General features: G+C 55.8%; 13 protein-coding genes. 4 read left to right on the top strand and 9 right to left on the bottom strand.

Translation table 11 applies throughout. The features are described from left to right. The first annotated feature begins 56 nt into the window (after nucleotides 1-56). Complete coding sequence (locus CLM58_RS17130) at nucleotides 57-221, top strand: hypothetical protein (RefSeq protein WP_158221888.1); 165 nt, start codon at nucleotides 57-59, stop codon at nucleotides 219-221. A 207-nt stretch (nucleotides 222-428) separates the two neighbouring features. Here the strand turns inward: CLM58_RS17130 and CLM58_RS09320 are convergent, their stop codons facing one another. The 6 genes from CLM58_RS09320 to CLM58_RS09295 form a co-directional block, all read right to left on the bottom strand. Continuing rightward, the gene (locus tag CLM58_RS09320; RefSeq protein WP_095595681.1) at nucleotides 429-1,853 is read right to left on the bottom strand and encodes a gamma-aminobutyraldehyde dehydrogenase; all 1,425 of its coding nucleotides are present in this window, start codon (nucleotides 1,851-1,853) and stop codon (nucleotides 429-431) included. A 16-nt stretch (nucleotides 1,854-1,869) separates the two neighbouring features. Continuing rightward, nucleotides 1,870-2,676 (bottom strand): ABC transporter permease, encoded by an 807-nt coding sequence (locus CLM58_RS09315; RefSeq protein ID WP_095595680.1) that lies wholly within the window; start codon nucleotides 2,674-2,676, stop codon nucleotides 1,870-1,872. Beyond that, nucleotides 2,666-3,607 carry an ABC transporter permease gene (locus tag CLM58_RS09310; protein ID WP_095595679.1) on the bottom strand — a complete coding sequence of 314 codons (942 nt, stop codon included), beginning with the start codon at nucleotides 3,605-3,607 and terminating at the stop codon, nucleotides 2,666-2,668. The genes CLM58_RS09315 and CLM58_RS09310 overlap by 11 nt, the downstream gene beginning before the upstream one ends. Then, entirely contained in the window at nucleotides 3,600-4,589 is a 990-nt protein-coding gene (locus CLM58_RS09305; RefSeq protein ID WP_095595678.1) for an ABC transporter ATP-binding protein, read from the bottom strand. Before CLM58_RS09305 ends, CLM58_RS09310 begins: the two co-directional genes overlap by 8 nt. Before the next feature lie 69 nt (nucleotides 4,590-4,658). Continuing rightward, nucleotides 4,659-5,819 carry an ABC transporter substrate-binding protein gene (locus tag CLM58_RS09300; protein WP_095595677.1) on the bottom strand — a complete coding sequence of 387 codons (1,161 nt, stop codon included), beginning with the start codon at nucleotides 5,817-5,819 and terminating at the stop codon, nucleotides 4,659-4,661. Nucleotides 5,820-5,961: 142 nt separating this feature from the next. Continuing rightward, entirely contained in the window at nucleotides 5,962-6,861 is a 900-nt protein-coding gene (locus tag CLM58_RS09295) for a LysR family transcriptional regulator (protein ID WP_095595676.1), read from the bottom strand. A gap of 155 nt (nucleotides 6,862-7,016) precedes the next feature. On the opposite strand from CLM58_RS09295, the gene CLM58_RS09290 reads away from it, so the two are divergent. Together CLM58_RS09290 and CLM58_RS09285 are read left to right on the top strand one after the other, a co-directional pair. Continuing rightward, nucleotides 7,017-8,606: an AMP-binding protein gene (locus CLM58_RS09290; RefSeq protein WP_095595675.1), complete on the top strand. Its 1,590-nt coding sequence runs from the start codon at nucleotides 7,017-7,019 to the stop codon at nucleotides 8,604-8,606. Next, nucleotides 8,599-9,354, top strand: coding sequence for a crotonase/enoyl-CoA hydratase family protein (locus tag CLM58_RS09285; RefSeq protein ID WP_095595674.1), 756 nt, complete (start codon nucleotides 8,599-8,601; stop codon nucleotides 9,352-9,354). The genes CLM58_RS09290 and CLM58_RS09285 overlap by 8 nt, the downstream gene beginning before the upstream one ends. Before the next feature lie 62 nt (nucleotides 9,355-9,416). Here the strand turns inward: CLM58_RS09285 and CLM58_RS09280 are convergent, their stop codons facing one another. Continuing rightward, entirely contained in the window at nucleotides 9,417-11,924 is a 2,508-nt protein-coding gene (locus CLM58_RS09280) for a CoA transferase (RefSeq protein WP_095595673.1), read from the bottom strand. A 31-nt stretch (nucleotides 11,925-11,955) separates the two neighbouring features. Then, nucleotides 11,956-13,560, bottom strand: a complete 1,605-nt coding sequence (locus tag CLM58_RS09275) for a GMC family oxidoreductase (RefSeq protein ID WP_229666147.1) — start codon at nucleotides 13,558-13,560, stop codon at nucleotides 11,956-11,958. 268 nt (nucleotides 13,561-13,828) lie between these two features. Between CLM58_RS09275 and CLM58_RS09270 the strand changes: the two genes are divergently transcribed. Then, nucleotides 13,829-14,761 carry a LysR family transcriptional regulator gene (locus CLM58_RS09270; protein ID WP_095595672.1) on the top strand — a complete coding sequence of 311 codons (933 nt, stop codon included), beginning with the start codon at nucleotides 13,829-13,831 and terminating at the stop codon, nucleotides 14,759-14,761. Between the two features lie 102 nt (nucleotides 14,762-14,863). On the opposite strand, the gene pobA is transcribed toward CLM58_RS09270, so the two are convergent. Beyond that, nucleotides 14,864-16,033: a 4-hydroxybenzoate 3-monooxygenase gene (gene pobA / locus CLM58_RS09265; RefSeq protein WP_095595671.1), complete on the bottom strand. Its 1,170-nt coding sequence runs from the start codon at nucleotides 16,031-16,033 to the stop codon at nucleotides 14,864-14,866. Nucleotides 16,034-16,297 lie beyond the last annotated feature (264 nt).

Here is a 16,297-nt window from a genome sequence, read left to right as displayed (position 1 = left end):
GAAGCGTCGTCCTCGTAATCCAGTTCGAAATTGGGAAGAAGAAATTAGATCTAAAGATGAACAAACTCGGTTTTGTCGCGGCGGCTGCCTTGGCAGTTTCGGTCTCGACTGCAGCAGCTGAGGTATCGTTCGAGTTCGGGGTCGACTTCGTATCGGATTATGTCTTCGAAGGCTATTTGCAAACCGACGGCGGCGCTCCGCAGATAGCGACGCGGGCCTAGTGGCAATGGTCTCGCTTGCGTTCTAACGCTTAGCTATTGAGCTTTACAGCAGGCGAGGACTTATAAAGCCCTCGCCTCTACAAAGGAAGTCTGGCGAACAATATCTGGGTCGGCAACTCAACTTTCGCGCCCCAAATTCTCTGCAGGCAAAAAAAGAACCAAACGCAAAGTTGCATTTGGTTCCTTTTCCACAAATTTTCAGATTGATCAGTGAGCGATCATCACATGGCGCACTGCGGTATAATCTTCCAGCGCGTACATCGACATGTCTTTGCCATAGCCCGATTGCTTCAAGCCCCCGTGCGGCATTTCATTGGTCAACATGAAGTGCGTGTTGACCCAAGTACAGCCGTACTGAAGGCGGGCGCAGGTCTCCATCGCCTTGCCGATATCCGAGGTCCAAACCGACGAAGCAAGGCCGTATTGGCTATCGTTGGCCCAGCCAACCACATCGTCATCAGCATCGAAACGGGTGACCGAAACAACTGGTCCGAAGACCTCGCGCTGCACGATTTCGTCCTGCTGTTTGGCCCCTGCGATCACGGTGGGTTTGAAATAAAACCCGTTACCATTGTGATATTCGCCACCGGTCGTAACTTCCATGTGGCTTTGCTCGGACGCGCGCTGAACGAAGCTGGCCACACGGTCGCGCTGACGCTGGCTGATCAGAGGTGGAATTTCGTTGACCGTATCGTCCGCGTCGTCAAACACGATCGACGCCGCGGCAGATGTCAGGTCCGCGACCAGATTGTCATAAATCTTGGATCCCGCGTAGATCCGGCAAGCAGCGGTACAGTCTTGCCCCGCATTGTAATAGCCAAACGCCTTGAGCCCTTCGACCACGCGATCAAGGTCCGCATCGTCATGGACGATGACCGGTGCCTTGCCGCCCAGCTCCAAGTGCGTGCGTTTGACAGAGTTAGCGGCAGCGACAAGGACTTTCTTACCGGTGGCAATATCACCGGTAATCGAGATCATATCGACGCCTGGGTGGTTGATCAGGGCGTTGCCAACGCTTGCGCCCTGACCGACGATCACGTTCAGAACACCCTTTGGCAGGATGTCATTCATGATCTTCGCGAGTTTGAGTGCCGTGAGTGGAGTTTGTTCGGACGGTTTCAAAACAACGGTATTACCGCCGGCCAATGCCGGGGCTAGTTTCCATGCCATCATCATCATGGGATAGTTCCATGGTGCGATCGAAGCGACGACGCCAATCGCGTCGCGCCGGATCATCGAGGTATGGCCTTCCATGTATTCGCCAGCAACCGGCCCATGCATGTTGCGCACTGCGCCCGCGAAATAGCGGAAGCAATCGGCGACGGCGGGGACCTCTTCGTTGCGGACTTCGTTGATCGGCTTTCCGCAGTTCAAGGCTTCGAGCTGGGCCAGTTCTTCTAGATTGGCATCAACTGCGTCGGCTACGGCCAGCAGGATTGCGGACCGCTCGCCAGGAGTTGTGCGCGACCAGGTCGGGAATGCTGTTCGCGCCGCAGCGACGGCCCTGTCGATCTGTTCGGGGCTTGCCTCGGGCATCTTCAGGATCGTTTCACCGGTTCTGGGGTTCAGAACGGTTTCGCTCATTTCCGTGCCTGCCTCAAAGGCCCCGTCAATCAACATGCTGATTTCCATGATTTTCTCCCTGTTATTATTTTCCCTGACCGGCAACCGTGTCGGTTCCGCGGGTGAGATAGTAGGCGCCGAGGATCGGCAGGAATGTAACGATGACCACCACCATGGCCACGACGTTGGTCACCGGTCGCTGACGCGGGCGCACCAGTTCTTCCAGCATCCAGATCGGCAGCGTTTGCTGTTGACCAGCGGTAAATGTGGTGACGATCACCTCGTCAAAGCTCAGTGCGAAGGCCAGCATCCCACCGGCCAAAAGCGCGGTCGCGATGTTCGGCAGGATCACGTAGCGGAACGTCTGGAAACTGTTGGCGCCAAGATCCATCGACGCCTCGACAAGCGAACCCGACGTGCGACGGAAACGGGCCACAGCATTGTTGTAGACCACGACAATACAGAACGTTGCGTGCCCCAAAACGATGGTCCAGAAGCTGAACGGAATATCCGCCAGATTGAAGGCCGAGCGCAGCGAAATACCGGTCACAATGCCCGGAAGCGCGATGGGCAGGATCACCAGAAGCGATATCGTCTCACGCCCGAAGAACTTCGTCCGGCTAACCGCTGCGGCGCAAAGTGTACCCAGCACAAGGGCGATCACGGTTGAAATGGACGCAACCTTGGCCGAAAGCGTTAACGCCTCCCAGACGTCGGGACGGTTCCAAGTGACTGCAAACCACTTCAGGGTCAAACCGGGGGGCGGCCACTGATAGGATTTGTCCTCAGTTGTGAAGGCATAGACGAAGATCAACAGGATGGGCAGGTGCATGAAGGCAAGGCCCAGACCCGCGGCGATTTTCAAGCCGGTCGAAGCGCGATCAGAGTGCATCGAATGCCCCTTTTCGTTTGGCGGCCCACAGATAGACGCCCATGATTACAATCGGCACCACCGCGAAGGCGGCAGCCAGAGGAATGTTTCCGGCCGTCCCTTGGTAGGCATAGACAGCCTGACCGATGAACCGGCGCGAGGAGCCGACGATCTGAGGGATGATGTAGTCACCCAAGGTCAGCGAGAATGTGAAGATTGATCCGGCAATCACCCCCGGCAACGCCAGCGGCAGCAGCACGAACCGGAAGCTTTGGCCCGGCGTGGCGCCCAGATCGCCCGAAGCTTCCAACATCGAGCGCGGGACACGCTCGAGCGCGGCCTGGATCGGCAGGATCATGAAGGGCAGCCAGACGTACAGGAATACAAGGAACGTTCCGGTCCAGCTCACCGACAGCGAGTTGCCGCCAATGATCGGGATCGACAGATAGGCGTCCAGCAACCAGCTAAGATGCAAGGTCTCGAACAACCAGTTCAGGATGCCTTCCTTCGCAAGGATAAGCTTCCAGCTATAGACCTTCACAAGGTAGCTCGACCACAAAGGCAGCATGACGCCAAGATAGAAGATGGCCTTCCATTTCCCTCTGGCATAGCGCGCTGCGTAATAGGCGATTGGAAAGCTGACAATCGCCGCCGCGATCGTCACGGCTGATGCCATCATGACGGTACGAACGATGATGTCGAAATTCGCCGGCGTGAACAGCTCTGCGTAGGTCTTGAGAGTAAACTCGTAGATGATGAGCCCCGAGAACTCATCAATCGAAAAGAAGCTTTGGGCGAGAAGGGCAAAAAGCGACCCAAGGTAGACGACGCCTAGCCAAAGCGCTGGAGGAGCCAGCAATAACAGGACCGTCAGCCGGGGGTTCCGCCACAAAGTGTCGGAAATCCTGGCCATGATCCCATTGCGACCCGTATCGAGAATGGCGTCACTCATCCGCCGTCTCCATCAGGTGGATATCATCCTCACCCCAGGAAACATGCGTGTGTTCGCCAACTTCGGGAATGTTCTGCCCTTTCGCCAGAAGGGCAACCATTTGGACGCCCTCAAGTTCTAGCGAAACTCGGGTGGAGGTGCCGAGGAAGCTGGTCGCCCGCACTGTGGCGGGTAACCCACTGTCGCCAAGTTTGACCGCTTCGGGGCGCACAGATGCTGTCGCCCTCGTGCCGGTCACTTTCTCGGTGACATGTGGAGGAATTACATTAGAAGACCCGACGAAATCCGCGACGAAGGGGACTTCTGGGCGATAGTAAATGTCTTCGGGTTTGCCGACCTGAACGATCTTACCCTCATTGAACACCGCAACCCGGTCCGCCATCGACAAGGCTTCACCTTGGTCGTGCGTAACAAAGACGAAGGTGATCCCCAGCTTGCGCTGCAGCGCCTTGAGTTCTTCTTGCATTTGTTCGCGCAGCTTCAGATCAAGCGCGCCAAGAGGTTCGTCCAAAAGCAGAACTTTGGGTTTGTTCACCAGCGCACGGGCAAGGGCCACCCGCTGCCGTTGGCCCCCGGAAAGCTCTGAGGGTTTGCGAGCGCCATATCCGGTCAGAGCGACTAGCTCCAAGGCCTCTTCAGCCGCCTGATGCCGATCCCGTTTCGAAACACCGGAAATCATCAGCCCATAGGCAACGTTGTCCAATACGTTGAGATGCGGGAAGAGCGCATAGTCCTGAAACACGGTGTTTACGTGGCGCTTGTAGGGGGGCACGCCCTGAGCGGATTGCCCGAAGATCGAGATTTCACCGGCAGTCGGTTGCTCGAACCCGGCAATCAAGCGCAGGCAGGTTGTTTTGCCAGAGCCCGACGGGCCCAGCATGGCAAAAAACTCTCCTTCTGCGATGCTGATATCGACATTGTCCACAGCGCGAACAGATCCGAAGTGGCGTGAAACGCCTTTAAAAACGACAGCTGATGTCATGGGAATTCCGTTTGGTTTGCTGGCCACCACTAAAAATTGGTGGCCAGCAGTTTTTTGACAGAGAGTGGGTTACCGGCCGCCGATTACGCCAATGTAATCAGACACCCAGCGATAGTAGGGCACACAGGTTCCCTGACTTTCGCACTTGGAGACCGGCGTCTGCCAAAACTTGATTTTTTCGAAGTCGTCCAGACCGTTCTTGGTGCAGCCTTCAGCAGTCTGCATGCCACGACCATCGGTACACGCGGCTGGAACCGCCGGGTTCGCACCGAACCAGACCGACAGGTCCGATTGCAGGTTCGACGCCAGCGTGTGCTCCATCCACATGTAGGAACAGTTCGGGTTCTCGGCCTCTGCATGCATCATGGTGGTATCCGCCCAGCCGGTCGCACCTTCTTGGGGGATGACCGAAGCGACATTGGCACCGTCGCCCTGAAGCAGGTTCACCTGAAACGGCCACGAACCGGATGCTGCCATACCTTCGTTTTTGAAGTCGTCGATCTGGATGAATGCATCATGCCAGTAGCGCGACACCAGTTCACGCTGGCCACGCAGCAGGTCCAGCGCTGCGTTGTACTGATCCTGGTTCAACTCGTAGGGCGAGGTGATGCCAAGCTCAGGCTGGTGATACATCAGGTAGTTGGCCGCGTCCGCGATGTGGATCGGACCATCATAGGCCTGAACGCGGCCCTTGTTGGACTTGCCGTCCGAGAGAGTGGTTTCTTCAAATACGACCGACCAGCTGGTGGGAGCTTCGGCAAATGCATCGGTCGAATACATCAGCACGTTTGGACCCCACATGTAGGGCGTGCCGTAATGCGTGTCGTTCACATAATGCCAGGGCGCCTCTTTGAGGCGATCGTCCACCGTGGACCAGCTCGGGATCAGGTCGATGTTGACCGGCTGAACGCGCTTGCCTGCGATCATGCGCAACGAGGCATCGCCCGATGCAGTCACAAGGTCAAAGCCGCCTTCGTTCATCAGGGCAACCATTTCGTCACTGGTGTTGGCGGTCTTGACGTTAACCATACATCCGGTGGCTTCTTCGAATTTGGTCACCCAGTCGAAGGACTCGACGGTTTCGCCGCGTTCGATATAGCCCGGCCATGCCACAATATTCACCTGGCCTTCACCGGGGCCGATCTCGGTGACCATGTCCGCCGCCAGTGTTGGGCCGACGATGCTTACGGCACAGGTGATCGCCGTACAGGACTTAAGGAATTTACTCATGCTTTTCTCCCCGAATGTTGACGTAGTCATTGGGCTCTGACGGCCCGGCATTGAGCAAAGCATGTTGCGAAACGCGAGAATTCGCAAATTCAATTATCAGAAAAGTGATATCGGAAAAACCGATATGAGAGCCCCAATCGGCCTAAGTGCTATGAATTCCCTGCACTATTTCGACAAAGTCCCGGGCAGCGGAAGAAAGCGGGGAGCCCTTCCGCCAAACCAATCCAAGCTGTACAGACGGCAATGCACCCGAAATATCACGAGACTCAATCCGGTCCCCTTCCAATGACCAAGGCCGGTAAACCAAGTCTGGCAGCAGTGCGATTCCCGCACCTGTCGCCACAAGGCTGCGCACCGCTTCCACCGACCTTGTACGAAACGCCACCTTTGGCCGTATGCCTAGTGCAGATAGAAACTTGGTGGCGTTTTCACCCATCTCATCAATGTCGAGCGCGATTAGGGAGTCAGCAGAAATATCTTCAACGCTGATACTGTCTTTCCTAGCAAGATCGTGGCTGATCGGCAGCCAAAGCCTATAGGGCGAAACGTCCAGAATCTCGACATGAAGCGCCAGCCGGTCCAGTTGATCCGAGATCACCATCACGGCCACATCCAGCTCACCGCCAATCAAAAGGTGCTCTAGGTACTCGCCATTGTCCTCGATGGCCGAAACTTCCACATCGGGATTGGCGCGCCGAAACCGAGCCAAGAGGTCGGACATTACGTAGCCCGCCATCAGCGAGGTGACGCCCAGATGAAGGTTGCCCTGAATCTCTTGCTCTTTGGTTTCCAGCGATCTTCGAGCTTCGGAAACACCCGAAAGGATCGAGGTCGCATGCCTCAGGAACTGATGCCCCTTGTGGGTGATACTGAGACCACGAGAGTGCCTGACGAAAAGTTTTACCCCAAGATCTTCTTCAAGAAACTTGATCGCTTCAGTCACTGCGGACTGAGAGATTGCCAGAGATTGAGATGCTCGACTTACAGATCCCTTCTCCGCAACGGCGACGAAATACTGAAGCTGACGTAATGTGAAGGCCATGGTCCGAGTATGGTATTCACAGAGTGCCGAAGAACGAAAGGCTAATTTCGCGCTAAGGATTTAATATCAGGGCTATTCAAGCTCTTGATAAAATGTATGAATAAAGTCGATTAAATGAACGCTTGTTCACTTGGTGGAATGAGGAGGAATCTACCATGTTGAAACGCAGAGCTACCATCGAAGAGACGCGTGACGCCTTCAGGTGGGACATTCCGAAGCGTTATAATATCGGTGTCGATGTCTGCGACCGGATTGCTTTGAACACCCCCGATGCCCCTGCGATCATCGTGGGTGAAACGGTAACTTCATTTGCCGCGCTCAAGGCTCTCAGCAACAAGATAGCCAATGTCTTGTCAGGCCATGCCAAACAAGGCGATCGGATCGCGGTTCTTTTGCCTCAACGTCTTGAAACAGCGGCTTCTCATATCGCCATTTTGAAAATGGGTGCCATTTCACTTCCGCTCTTCACCTTGTTCGGGCCAGAGGCGCTGATGCACCGACTGCGCGATTCCGGTGCACGCGTCTTGATTACCGATGCGCAAAGCGCCTCGGTCATCAACGGTATTCGTTCGGAACTTCCCGACCTTGAGGTGGTGTTTTCAGTTGATGCTTCAACGGAAGAAGCGACCGACTTGCACAGTGCTTTGGCAGCTGCGTCGGATCAATTCGACCCGGTTGATACAGCCGCAGATGATCCCGCCTTTCTGATTTACACCTCCGGCACCACCGGAAACCCCAAAGGGGCGCTGCATGCCCATCGGGTTTTGTTGGGCCATTTACCGGGGGTCGAAATGTCCCACAATTACTTCCCGCAACCCGGAGACCGCATCTGGACCCCTGCTGATTGGGCGTGGATCGGCGGGCTCTTGGATGTTCTGATGCCCGCGCTTCACCACGGCGTTGCTGTTGTTGCCCATCGCTTTGCGAAGTTCGACGGTCTCGCTGCGTTTGAGCTGATGAAAAAGCACAAGGTCCGCAACGCCTTCCTGCCTCCGACCGCGTTGAAAATCATGCGCCAGGTCGAGACCCCTCCCGAAATCGAACTTCGTTCTATCGCATCCGGGGGCGAAACGTTAGGGGCGGAACTGATCAGTTGGGGAGAGAAGGTCTTTGGGACCACGATCAACGAGTTCTACGGCCAGACCGAATGCAACATGATCGTGTCTTCCTGTGCGGAACTTGCCCCTGCCGAACCGGGGGTGATGGGATTCGCTGTGCCGGGCCATGAGGTGCGAGTCCTTGCCGAAGGCAACAACGAAGGCCCGATTGCAGTGCGCGCACCGGATCCGGTTATGTTTCTTGAGTATTGGAAGAACCCAAAGGCAACCGCCGAAAAATTCGTGACGATTGACGGCGAACAGTGGCTGCTGACCGGCGATACCGGCATGATGACCGAAACTGGTCGGATCCGCTTTGTCGGGCGTGACGACGACATCATCAGTTCTGGCGGATATCGTATCGGTCCCGCAGAGATCGAAGATTGTCTTCTTACGCACCCCGCTGTTCAAATGGCCGGGGTTGTCGGAAAACCCGATGCGTTACGCGGGGAAATCGTGGTGGCCTTTGTTCAATTGGCCGACAGCTTCAGTGCCAGCGAAGCTTTGGCCAAAGAAATCGCCGCCCACGTTAAAGAGCGCCTTGCCGCCTACGAATACCCGCGTGAAGTTCGCTTTCTTGACACTATGCCAACCACCACCACTGGAAAAATTATCCGTCGTAATCTTAGGGAGATGTGTAATGACTGATGCCGTTTTGCTGGAGGTAGAGGACAGCATCGCCAAGGTTACAATAAACCGTCCCAATCAACGTAACGCAATCAATCACGACGTTTGCGAAGGAATGCGCGACGCCTTTGATCGCATCGAAAGCGATGACGCCATTCGCGTCGCCATCCTAACGGGTGCTGGCGGCATGTTTTGCGCGGGCATGGACCTCAAAGCCTTCGCCGATGGTGATGCAGAGCGCATCCTTTTCGGTGAATTTGGCTTTGGCGGCTTCGTGAAACGCAGGCGTACCAAGCCCGTGATCGCGGCCGTTGAAGGGGCCGCATTGGCAGGTGGTTTCGAATTCATGCTGGCCTGCGATTTGGTCGTCGCCGCAACTGATGCCAAGTTTGGCCTGCCCGAGGCCAAGTTGGGGCTGATCGCTGGCGCTGGTGGCGCGATGCGTCTGGCGCAACGTATTCCACGCGTGCGCGCAAATGAAATTTTGCTGACTGGAAAACCCTTCAATGCGGCCACCGCAATGGAGTTGGGCTTGCTGAACGAGATCGTCCCACAGGCCAAAGTCATGGAGCGGGCGCTAAGTCTGGCTGCCAGCATCGCTGAAAACGCCCCGATGTCAGTCGCCACGAGCCTAGAGCTTGCAGACTCAGCAATTCGAATGATCGAAAATTGGGATCTGAACGACCAGAAGCTGCGCGAGATCATCGATACCGCTGACAGTTTAGAAGGTGCACGAGCATTCGTTGAGAAACGGCGCCCTGCACGGTGAACCACAAATCTTTGTATGGCTGCCGTCAGGGGTGACATCCGATTTCGGTACATCGGCACGTATCAGCTTGGCAAATACTCCTCGCTCCAGCTTTCGCTGATGTCGCCGGCCTTTAGCATCGCATCAATGGCCTGATCGGCGTAGCCAACTTCCTTAAGAATGGCGCGCGTCGAACTGCCAAACTTCTCGGACGGTTCGACTGCAAAGACCTTGCCGCGGGTCGCGCGCACCGCATAGGGGTCCAATTGGGTAATCTCGTGCCCGCTTGGGTGGTCCGGGTAGGTGGAGAAAGAGTAACTCCCATTCTCCGTCCCGGGCAGACCATCGGCGTCGCGGGTATTTTCAGCGCGAAGCGCCTCGATGTTCTCGCAAATGGTGACCCCAATGTCCGCGGCGCGCAGACGCCTAATCCATTCGGAAGCAGGCTGGGTCTGGAACATGGCGGACAGATACCCGGCCCGGGACCCTTCAGGAAGTTCAACAAGCGTTTCCAGCCCTTCGACCTGACGGAAGCGCGGTAGATCGGAAGGGTAAGCGCTAAGAAGAATATAGGTGCCGGACGCCGTCCAATAGAAACGGGACAGTTCGTCGAAGCCATTAGCTTCTGGACCGGATGGTTCGTCGAAAAGCCCCCTGCCCTTGTAGTCGTAACAGAACGGCACCTGAAGCAGACCGCTGTTGGCAGACAAAGACGTTCGTCCACGCCCGATCCGGCCATGACGGTATTTCTGATACAAGGCCGCGGCGACTGACAACGCCCCACCAAATCCGCACATGACATCTATGGTGCCAACATGCGCGTGCTCTTCGGGTCGGTCCATCGCCCCGCCGAAACGCAACATGATCCCGGTTGCGGCCTGCACCAAATCGTCATAGCCGATATAGTCGGTTCGCACGCCCCGGCGCACACCCGAGAAACAGTCCAGCTTGCAGAAGATCGCATCGGGATTGAGCTTGTGCAGGCTGTCCCTGTCCAAGCCCATCTTCTTGATCTGGTTGTCAGGCGCATTCCAGATGATAACGTCCACAGTTTTCACGAGGTCTTCGAATACCTTGCGACCGTGATGCGATTTCATATCGGCCAGAATCGAACGTTTGCCTCGCATTTGCGACAGCCCGTAAACCACCGTGTTCCAACTGTCATAAAGCGGCTGCGCCGGGTCCAGTTTAATCACCTCGGCGCCAAACCGGGCCAGGTAACTGGCGGAATGCGGCCCGGCAATAACGTTACACAGATCCAACACGCGGACCCCGGACAACCAACCCTCTTCGGGGTCATCCACGGGATCAGGTATTTCGGTGCGGATTTTCTTCAGGATACCAAGCGCCTCGTTGAACTCTACCCAACGGCGGGGGGATGGGTTCAAGGCCTCTTCGCCACTCTCCTCCATCCAGACGATTGGTCCGGGCTGGGTCATCTCGCCATATTCGGGATCCCAGGCGTCAATCATCAGGCCCGAGTTTTCCGCATACTCGTCGTGCACCCATTCCTGAAGCCATCGCTGCGGCGCACCCGGCACGCCACCACGCCCGAACATCTTCTTCCACTCATGAGAGGTCCGGGTCATAAAGACCTCTTTCATGCGTGCCGAAAGCTTATCCGCCCAGAACTTTGGCATCGGATAGACACCCAAAGAGGTATCAGAAGCCCATTCGCTGTAGGGCTTATAAGTGTCTTCTTCGGACGTCAGGCCCTCTTCGACCATTTCTTCGTAGATGCCGAGGATTTCGAGGCATCGCCGCGCGTGGTTTTTGTGAGAGGGGCAGACCACGTAGAACATGCGCCCGTCCTTGCACATGTAGCTGCGGAAGAACGGATCAAGAAGCTCTTGCAGATCCTCGTAACTGATGTTCATTGGCAGGCCTTCGGCACGGCGCCGTTCGATCTCGACCTCGCGCTGTGTCAGATAGCGTTCTGGCATGTTCTCGACCTTGATCGAGTTGTAGCAAAGCCCCTCCATCACGGCGGCGGCCAGCGGTACCTCGATCTGGTCGCCCAAACCGGTTACCTGTCGGGACTGAAGCGCCAGAACGGTCGCCGAAGCCGCGATTTGTGACGCGTACGCCGAAGCCAAAGGCAGCGGCGAAAACGAAGGGTTCAGCCCCATCAACACGCGGTTCAGCCCCATATCGGTGAAAACGCCAGAAGAGGCCGCCACGATGCTTTCATATGCGCGTAATTCGCGCCGCTGTTCGTCATTAGAGGCAAAACCGGGCAATGAGATTGTAATAAGCTCGGGCCGCGTCTTCCGCATCTCCGCGAAGTCGACACCCAACGCCGCCAGTTTTCCGGGGCGGAAGTTTTCAACCACGATGTCCGCTTCCGCACAAAGTTCGAGCGCCTTTTGCAGCCCGTCCTTGGTCTTTAGATCAAGGTTAACAATGATCTTGTTCCGGTTAAGCGTCGCATTGGCCGGGCTATCCCACATCGGACCACCCGGCGGATCAATGTGAACGACAGTCGCGCCCAGATCCCCCAGCAACATGGCGACGGCGGGGCCTGCAATATACTGGCCAAAATCGACAACCTTAACGCCGGTTAACGGTAGCTTTGAGAACGAAGAGCGCATGTTTAACCTCAAAAACTTCTGAACATCAGGCTTATTGGCCAGCCAGCATCCAGCCGGCGGCCTTCTCTGCGATCATGATTGTGGGTGAATTCGTGTTGCCACTGGTAATCTCTGGCATGATCGACGCGTCCACGACGCGAAGCCCGGCAACCCCTTTGACCCTTAGATGCGGGTCCAGAACGGCCGTTGGATCGTCATCGCGGCCCATCTTTATAGTCCCGACAGGATGGAAAATCGTGCTGGCAATGTCGCCTGCCAGCCGGGCAAGCTCTTCATCGCTTTGATACTGGATGCCCGGTTTGAATTCTTCCGGCTCGTATACCGCCATCGCCGGCTGCGACATGATCTCGCGGACTTGCCGAAGACTGTCGGCGGCTATCTTACGGTCTTCGTCCGTGTCCAGATAATTCGGTGCGATTTCGGGGGCCTGCCGGAAATCTGACGACGCAATGCGCACGTGACCGCGGCTAGTCGGGTTCAGGTTACAGACGCTGACCGTCATGGCCGGGAAGTCATGCAAGTCTTCGCCGAACGCTTCCAAGCTGAGCGGCTGAACATGGTATTCAAGGTTCGCGTATGGACGGCTGGGGTCAGACCGGGTGAAAGCCCCCAACTGGCTGGGGGACATGCTCATCGGTCCAGAGCGTTTGAACAGGTACTCCAAACCAATCTTCGCTTTGCCCACCATGGAATTGGCCAAGGTGTTTAGCGTTCTGGTGCCTTTCACTTTATACACCGCACGAATTTGCAAATGGTCTTGCAGGTTCTCCCCGACATTGGGCGCGTCCATGACAACGTCGATCCCATGCTCTTTCAAAAGCGCCGCTGGCCCGACCCCCGAAAGCTGCAAAATCTGTGGAGAGTTCACAGCACCGGCCGATAAAACGACCTCTTTAAGCGCGTTTACTTTTGTCGTCTGGCCTTTGCGATGCACAAGCGCGCTGTGGCAACGTAATTGTCCAGCCTCATCCTTTTCAATGAGAAGTTTTTCAACCTGTGCTTCGGTCCAGATCGTCAGGTTCGGCCGCGACTTAACTGGACGCAGAAAGGCCTTGGACGTGTTCCAGCGCCAACCCGAACTTTGGTTGACGTCGAAATACCCGACACCGGCATTGTCCCCCGAATTGAAGTCGTCCGTTTTTTGGATACCAGCCTCAGTGGCCGCGTCGGCAAAGCTGTCCAGAACGTCCCACTGCAGTCGCTGTTTTTCGATACGCCATTCACCACCATGGCCGTGAAGGTCGGAGAACCTCATGTTGTCCCCAGCAACAGGGTCCGCTCCGTCATCCAGTTTGTAGTGGTCTTCGTGCGCCTTGAAATCGGCAAGAGAATTTTGCCAGCTCCACGCGTCCTCGCCCGTCAGCTTGGCCCAATTGTCATAATCGCGGGCCTGACCGCGCATATAGATCATGCCGTTGATCGAAGAACACCCCCCAAGCGTCTTACCGCGCGGGTACAGCAAGCTGCGTCCGTTCAAGCCATCAGCCGGTTGAGTTTTATACATCCAGTCGGCACGTGGATTGCCAATGCAATACAAATAGCCAACCGGAATATGGATCCATGGATAGGTATCGGGTTTGCCCGCTTCCAGAAGCAAAACGCGGTGCTTCGGGTCGGCACTTAGCCGATTGGCCATAAGGCACCCGGCCGATCCAGCCCCAACGACGATATAGTCGAACTCGGTCACTTCTTCTGACACTTTCACTATCCACTTAACATTTAATGGGCCACCAAATGCGTTGCGGGAAGATCGTGAAAAACCCTCGTCCCCGAGAAATCGCGACAGGACAGGATTTTAGGTCAGTTTCACGCCCCTCCCCGGGCGCTTGATGGAACCTCTCTTGAGGTCTCGGTGTGAAGAAATCTAATGACGAATCTCACAGTGGCATATTAGTAATTTTTATATGGAGCGTTTTTCCAATATAAACACGATCTTAGCCTTCGTTACAGTGGCCCGAGAGGGCAGCGTGTCCAAGGCAGCAGAAGTGCTGAATTTGACCCAGCCAGCGATCAGCCACCAAATCAAGCGCCTGACAGAAGAAACAGGAATAACACTCTTCGATCGCACCCCGGGCGGCCTGCGAATTACACCGGATGGTAAAGCGCTGTTGGGAAAGGCAGAGCAAGTTCTGGAGGTCATGACAGAGTTCCACCGCAGCGCGCATCGGCGCGCTGGCCGAGTACGCGGAAAACTTAGGATTGGCACCATCGTCGATCCAGAGTTTATCCGGTTGGGGCGCTTACTTAGCAACTTGCGCGTTGAATACCCCGAGATCGAAACAGAACTGGTCCACGGCATGAGCGGCAATATCTTGGCGCGGCTCAGGCGAAACCAGATCGACGCAGGGTTCTTCCTAAGCGGGCCTGACGACGTCGATCAATTCTCTTCAGACCAAGACGAACCGATCCACGCGGTAAAGCTGGCTGACTTTTCATACAAGGTTATCGCGCCCGATGGTTGGCAGGACCGCATCACGGGCGCCGACTGGACACAGCTGGCGGCACTCCCCTGGATTGGGACGCCAGAGCTTTCCGTTCATCATCGGCTGCTTGGTAAAATCTTCGAAGAGCATGGCTGCCAGCAAAACGTTGTTGCGCTGGTTGATCAGGAGTCGTCCATGTTGGAGATGGTCCGGGCCGGGGTCGGGCTTTCGCTGTCGCGTGACTCGATCGCGTTGCAACAGAAACAGTCTTTTGGACTTGCCGTGTGTGACGACGTGTCCATTCCCGCGAGCCTGAGTTTCATCACGCTAGAGCGCCTTAAGGGCAACCCTGCCGTCTCTGCACTTTTCGAACTGCTGCGAAAAACCTGGCGGCGCGCTGACAGAGAATTGTGATACCGCCTGCGGACGGCCTGATACCCGCGTCGGCCTCAAGTCAAAGATAAACCCAGCCAAATGCAGAAAGGCCAGCGAAACCGCTGGCCTTTGAGTTTTGGGTTAGTAGGGCAGTCCCACGTAGTTTTGCGCCAAAACGCTTTGTGCTTCGCGGTTGTCGCGCAAGAATGTGAGATCCGCGAGTTGCATCTTGATATCGAACTCTGTCTGGTCGGGGAAACGGTGCAGCAGGTTGGTCATCCACCAGCTGAAACGCTCCGCCTTCCAGATGCGGGCCAAGGCCTTTTCCGAATAGCGATCAATCCCTTCGCTGTCGCCCTCTTCAAAGTACTGAAGCAGACCATGATAAAGATAGTGGATATCCGAAGCCGCCGTATTCAGCCCCTTGGCCCCGGTCGGCGGCACGATATGAGCGGCGTCGCCACACAGGAACAGTCGCCCCCAACGCATCGGCTCTGTCACGAAGGAACGCAGCGGAGCAATGGATTTCTCAATCGAAGGGCCCGTCACCAGCTTTTCAGCGGCCTCTTCCGGGATCCTGCGCTTGAGTTCATTCCAGAACATCTGATCGGTCCAGTCTTCGACATCGTCCGACAGAGAGCACTGGATGTAATAGCGGCTTAGGTTCGCATTGCGCATCGAACAAAGGGCAAAACCGCGGTCCGAGTTCGCATAGATCAGTTCGTCATGCACAGGCGGAGTCTCTGACAAGACGCCCAGCCAGCCAAAGGGGTAAACCTTTTCGTATTCCTTGCGCACGGACAGCGGAATGGTCTGGCGGCTGACACCGTGGAACCCGTCGCAGCCCGCCACGAAATCACAGTCGATCCGTTCTTCTCTTCCATCAACCGAGTAGGTGACATAGGGCGCATCACTGTCTGCATCGTGGATTTCCACGTTCTCGACATTAAACACGATCTTGCCGTCCATCGCTTCACGAGCGTCATACAGGTCGCGCGTCACTTCGGTTTGGCCATAGACAACCACCGGAGTGCCGGTGTGTTCGGTGAAGTTCACCTGAAACTGTTCGTTCCCGAAAGCAATTACAGTGCCGTCGTGGACAAAGCTTTCTTTGTCCATGCGCTCACTGACGCCAGCCTCACGCATGAGATCAACGAACCCCGTTTCAAGAATGCCAGCACGAATGCGGCCAAGCACGTAATCGCGCGTCTTACGTTCCAACACGATCGTGTCGATGCCTTTGCGGTGCAAAAGCTGAGATAGCAAAAGCCCCGAAGGACCGCCTCCGATAATGGCCACTTGAGTGCGCATAGCTCTCCTCCTCGAACACAGCTTGTCAAATCATTGGCTACAGATTGTAATGTCATTTTTAGAAAGTAAAATGAGATAAATTACGAATTAATTGCCGAATTTGAAAAGTAATCAGCCTAACACTGGATAAGTCTTTCAATCCAAACGCAGGTTGCACATCTCAAGAATACCTAGCGGAATACCTAAAGCCGTCCACAGTGAGGCTAGCCAATGAGGGAAAATCAGCTGACAGCCCATTGGGCTGCATCGAAGGAGATTGGAAAT

The sequence above is a fragment of the Actibacterium pelagium genome (assembly GCF_002285415.1).
Lineage (GTDB): Bacteria > Pseudomonadota > Alphaproteobacteria > Rhodobacterales > Rhodobacteraceae > Actibacterium_B > Actibacterium_B pelagium.
Note: the sequence above shows the minus strand (reverse complement) of the source record. Positions and strands in the feature narration are given on the sequence as shown.

Bases quoted from the DNA above. Each gene is read 5' to 3' on its own strand.
- CLM58_RS17130 (WP_158221888.1), top strand. From the start codon at position 57: ATGAACAAACTCGGTTTTGTCGCGGCGGCTGCCTTGGCAGTTTCGGTC.
- CLM58_RS09295 (WP_095595676.1), bottom strand. From the start codon at position 6,861: ATGGCCTTCACATTACGTCAGCTTCAGTATTTCGTCGCCGTTGCGGAG.
- pobA (WP_095595671.1), bottom strand. From the start codon at position 16,033: ATGCGCACTCAAGTGGCCATTATCGGAGGCGGTCCTTCGGGGCTTTTG.
- CLM58_RS09285 (WP_095595674.1), top strand. From the start codon at position 8,599: ATGACTGATGCCGTTTTGCTGGAGGTAGAGGACAGCATCGCCAAGGTT.
- CLM58_RS09315 (WP_095595680.1), bottom strand. From the start codon at position 2,676: ATGCACTCTGATCGCGCTTCGACCGGCTTGAAAATCGCCGCGGGTCTG.
- CLM58_RS09275 (WP_229666147.1), bottom strand. From the start codon at position 13,560: ATGGCCAATCGGCTAAGTGCCGACCCGAAGCACCGCGTTTTGCTTCTG.
- CLM58_RS09290 (WP_095595675.1), top strand. From the start codon at position 7,017: ATGTTGAAACGCAGAGCTACCATCGAAGAGACGCGTGACGCCTTCAGG.
- CLM58_RS09300 (WP_095595677.1), bottom strand. From the start codon at position 5,819: ATGAGTAAATTCCTTAAGTCCTGTACGGCGATCACCTGTGCCGTAAGC.
- CLM58_RS09280 (WP_095595673.1), bottom strand. From the start codon at position 11,924: ATGCGCTCTTCGTTCTCAAAGCTACCGTTAACCGGCGTTAAGGTTGTC.
- CLM58_RS09305 (WP_095595678.1), bottom strand. From the start codon at position 4,589: ATGACATCAGCTGTCGTTTTTAAAGGCGTTTCACGCCACTTCGGATCT.
- CLM58_RS09270 (WP_095595672.1), top strand. From the start codon at position 13,829: ATGGAGCGTTTTTCCAATATAAACACGATCTTAGCCTTCGTTACAGTG.
- CLM58_RS09320 (WP_095595681.1), bottom strand. From the start codon at position 1,853: ATGGAAATCAGCATGTTGATTGACGGGGCCTTTGAGGCAGGCACGGAA.
- CLM58_RS09310 (WP_095595679.1), bottom strand. From the start codon at position 3,607: ATGAGTGACGCCATTCTCGATACGGGTCGCAATGGGATCATGGCCAGG.